Source organism: Paraburkholderia sp. USG1 (assembly GCF_031570135.1).
GTDB classification, from domain to species: domain Bacteria; phylum Pseudomonadota; class Gammaproteobacteria; order Burkholderiales; family Burkholderiaceae; genus Paraburkholderia; species Paraburkholderia dioscoreae.
Genome location: NZ_JAMWXW010000066.1, coordinates 1 through 3,055, shown reverse-complemented (window position 1 = coordinate 3,055; position 3,055 = coordinate 1). Strand labels below are relative to the sequence as shown.

At 63.3% G+C, this 3,055-nt stretch carries 4 protein-coding genes; all 4 read right to left on the bottom strand.

Annotated features, from left to right (window positions below; translation table 11 throughout):
- Positions 1–30: 30 nt before the first annotated feature.
- Genes NE850_RS39215 through tnpA form a run of 4 tightly spaced genes read right to left on the bottom strand, consistent with a single transcriptional unit; the run spans position 31 to position 2,967 of the window.
- Positions 31–624: a plasmid pRiA4b ORF-3 family protein gene (locus NE850_RS39215; protein ID WP_297351625.1), complete on the bottom strand. Its 594-nt coding sequence runs from the start codon at positions 622–624 to the stop codon at positions 31–33.
- A gap of 2 nt (positions 625–626) precedes the next feature.
- Complete coding sequence (tnpC, locus tag NE850_RS39210) at positions 627–2,168, bottom strand: IS66 family transposase (RefSeq protein ID WP_297351627.1); 1,542 nt, start codon at positions 2,166–2,168, stop codon at positions 627–629.
- A gap of 41 nt (positions 2,169–2,209) precedes the next feature.
- Positions 2,210–2,557 carry an IS66 family insertion sequence element accessory protein TnpB gene (gene tnpB, locus NE850_RS39205; protein WP_133894297.1) on the bottom strand — a complete coding sequence of 116 codons (348 nt, stop codon included), beginning with the start codon at positions 2,555–2,557 and terminating at the stop codon, positions 2,210–2,212.
- Positions 2,554–2,967 carry an IS66-like element accessory protein TnpA gene (tnpA, locus tag NE850_RS39200; protein ID WP_133894298.1) on the bottom strand — a complete coding sequence of 138 codons (414 nt, stop codon included), beginning with the start codon at positions 2,965–2,967 and terminating at the stop codon, positions 2,554–2,556. Before tnpA ends, tnpB begins: the two co-directional genes overlap by 4 nt.
- Positions 2,968–3,055: the final 88 nt, after the last annotated feature.

The following is a 3,055-nucleotide window of genomic DNA, read 5'->3' as shown; positions in this document are numbered from 1 at the left end:
GTAAGCGACATTTGGCGGCCGTCTTGACGATCAGAATTTGATCTCGAAGAGGCGTTCGTTGAGGCCTTGGAGGTCAAAGGCAGAAGGATCGAAACTACCGCCGCACCAGTCGAGCAACCGGTGGTGTTCCTCATGAGCGGGATCGATGATCGCGTCGAGGAACTCGATGTAGCCGGGTACACCGCCAACATCTTCCGGCGGACAGGCATTGCGGCCGCCCAGGCAGATGGGCGAGCGCAACTCAGGATCAGGCGGCAGGACCTTCTCGACCTTCACACGATGCTGCCAGTTGTCACCGTAATCGTAGATGTAGGTGAATGACTTCAGCGCACCGAGCGCCTTACCCAGGCTCACCCGCGCTTCGTTGAGCATCGGAGGGTCACTCGGGAAGTCCGGATCGGGCACCCCGTAGTTGATGTCGCCGAACACGAATTCGTGCAGATGGCCGCCATCCCAGCCCATCGCCCACAGCAGCAGGACATGCAGCTTCGGCAGCTTGATCGAGGCGGGGACCAGAACCCGCCTCCAGACCGCCGGCTTCAGATACTTCAGCTCGATGTGCAGCTGGTAGACCGGTGCCGGTGAGTTGACCGCGCGTAACGCGGGTTTGCGAGTCAATGTCATCGTCACGCAGCCTGCTGGACCGGTTGCTTCACCGGCATCAAATGCCACGGCAGCAACTCGTCAATCCGGTTGATGGGATGATCGGCAATCCGCTCGAACACCGTACGCAGATACGCATACGGTTCGATACCATTCAGGCGTGCCGTGCCGATCAGGCTGTAGATGACCGCCGCACTCTGTCCACCGCCGTCAGAACCAGCGAACAGATAGTTGCGCCTGCCGAGAACCAGCGGCCTGATTGATCGCTCCGCGGTGTTGTTATCTATCTCGATGCGTCCGTCTTCACAGTAGCGCACCAGCGCAGGCCAGTTCCCCAGCGCATACCGGATCGCCTTTCCGAGGCCCGACTTCACCGAGACCTGCGCGAGCGTATGTTCGAGCCAGTCCTTCAGCGCACCTGCGAGCGGCAATGCCCGCGTCATGCGCACCGACTGCCGGACCTCCGGCTTGCGGCCGCGCACCTCGCGCTCGATGGCATATAGCGCCGCGATGCGGCTGAGTGCCTCCTGCGCCACCGGCGAACGCTCCAGTTCGTACAGGTCGTAGAACTTGCGCCGCACATGGGCCCAGCACGCTGCCTCGATGATCGTGCCATCGCGGTACAGCGCATCGTAGCCACTATAGGCATCCGCCTGCAGGATGCCCGACCAGCCCTGCAGATGCGTACGGGGTCGCTCTCCCTTGCGGTCGGGCGAGTACTGGTACCAGACCGCCGGGGGTGCCCGGCTGCCCGTCGGCCGGTCATCGCGTACATACGTCCACAACCGCGCCGTACGCGTCTTGCCGCGTCCGGGCTCCAGCACCGGGACGGGAGTGTCATCCGTATGGATTTTTTGCGCCTCACGCACATATCGACCAACGACATCCGCCAGCGGCTGCAGCAGTGCGGCGGACTCGCGAACCCACGAGGCCAGGGTGGCACGGTCGAGTTCAATGCCGGCACGCAGATAGATTCCTGCCTGCCGGTACAACGGCATATGGTCGGCGTACTTGGCAACTACCACCTGTGCCAGCAGGCCGGCTGCGGCCATGCCGCGTGCGATCGGGCGCGACGGCGCCGCTTCCTGGACGACCTTCGCACAACGGCTGCAGCTCAGCCGGGGGCGCACGTGGCGGATCACCCGGAAGTACCCCGGCACGTAGTCCAGCATCTCGGAGGCGTCTTCACCCAGCTTGCGCAGCCGGCCGCCGCACTCGGGGCAGTCGCAGTCCTGTGGCTTGTGCTCCACCACCTCGCGTGGCAGGTGCGCAGGGAATTCGCGCGAGCGGCGGCGTAGTGGGACCACCGGCGCTTTCGTGTCTACAGGTTCATCACGCACCGGTTCTGGCGCCGGTGCCGCCACGGCATCTTGCTGCGGCAGTGACCCGTCACTGAGTGCGAGCTGCAGTTGTCCCGTCAGTTCTGCCATGCGCTCCGACGAGCGTCCGTACTGCCAGCGCTTCAGACGCGAGATTTCGGCAAGCAGGCGCGCGATGGTTTCTTCGCGCGAGACAAGCATGCGCTTGAGTGTGTCGATGTCGTCGGGAAGTCGGCTGACTGGCATGCCTGAGAGTTTACCAGGCACGCGCAGAAGTAGGGGCAAATTTACGCGGCGCATCCGGGTTTCCACGTCCGTTCGGGGCGTCGCCAGTCGATGCCTTCGAGCAGCATCGACAGTTGTGCCGCCGACAGATGGATGCATCCCGCGTCGGCCTGCGGCCAGATGAAACGGCCACGCTCCAGGCGCTTGACGTACAGGTTCATTCCATCGCCACTCCACCACAGCAGTTTCACCAGACCGCCCCGGCGACCACGGAAAGCGAACACGTGGCCTGAGAACGGGTCTTGCTCAAGCGCCACCTGCGCCAGTGCAGCCAGACCATCCATGCCACGGCGCATGTCGGTGATGCCTGCGGCGAGCCAGATGCGGGTGCCGGTCGGCAGCGCGATCATGCCGGCCTCAGGCAATGCAGCACCAGTCGCAGCTGGGCTGGGTCTACCTTCCCGCTCACTCGCACGCGTGCGCCATTAAGCTCGATCTCGATACCTGGAGTCGCGGCTTCCTGTGCGCGCAATGGCAATTGCGCTGTTGGCACCGGTAGCGACGAAACCGCCGTCGGATCATCCAGCGATATCGCCACCGGAACGAACACTGCCGCTTCGCTCTCCCTCTTGTTGCCCGGCAGGTCGGCAAGGTATTGCCTGCGCCACTTGAACACCATGTTCGGATTCAGACCGTGCGACTGCGCGAGCTTCGCCACCGAGATGCCCGGCTCACACGCGGCCACTGCAACTTCACGCCGGAATTCAGGCGCGTAATTCGGCCGCCCCTTGCGGCTTCCAGCTCTGCCGGTCTCTGTCATCAAAGTGGTCCCCACTACTCGAAGTGATGGACATCACTTTGGACACTCTCAACGTCGATGTCGATACGGCCTTCAAATGACGCTTACG

Excerpts from the sequence above, each read along its gene's own strand:
- NE850_RS39215 (WP_297351625.1), bottom strand. The coding sequence starts at position 624 with ATGACATTGACTCGCAAACCCGCGTTACGCGCGGTCAACTCACCGGCA.
- tnpB (WP_133894297.1), bottom strand. The coding sequence starts at position 2,557 with ATGATCGCGCTGCCGACCGGCACCCGCATCTGGCTCGCCGCAGGCATC.
- tnpA (WP_133894298.1), bottom strand. The coding sequence starts at position 2,967 with ATGACAGAGACCGGCAGAGCTGGAAGCCGCAAGGGGCGGCCGAATTAC.
- tnpC (WP_297351627.1), bottom strand. The coding sequence starts at position 2,168 with ATGCCAGTCAGCCGACTTCCCGACGACATCGACACACTCAAGCGCATG.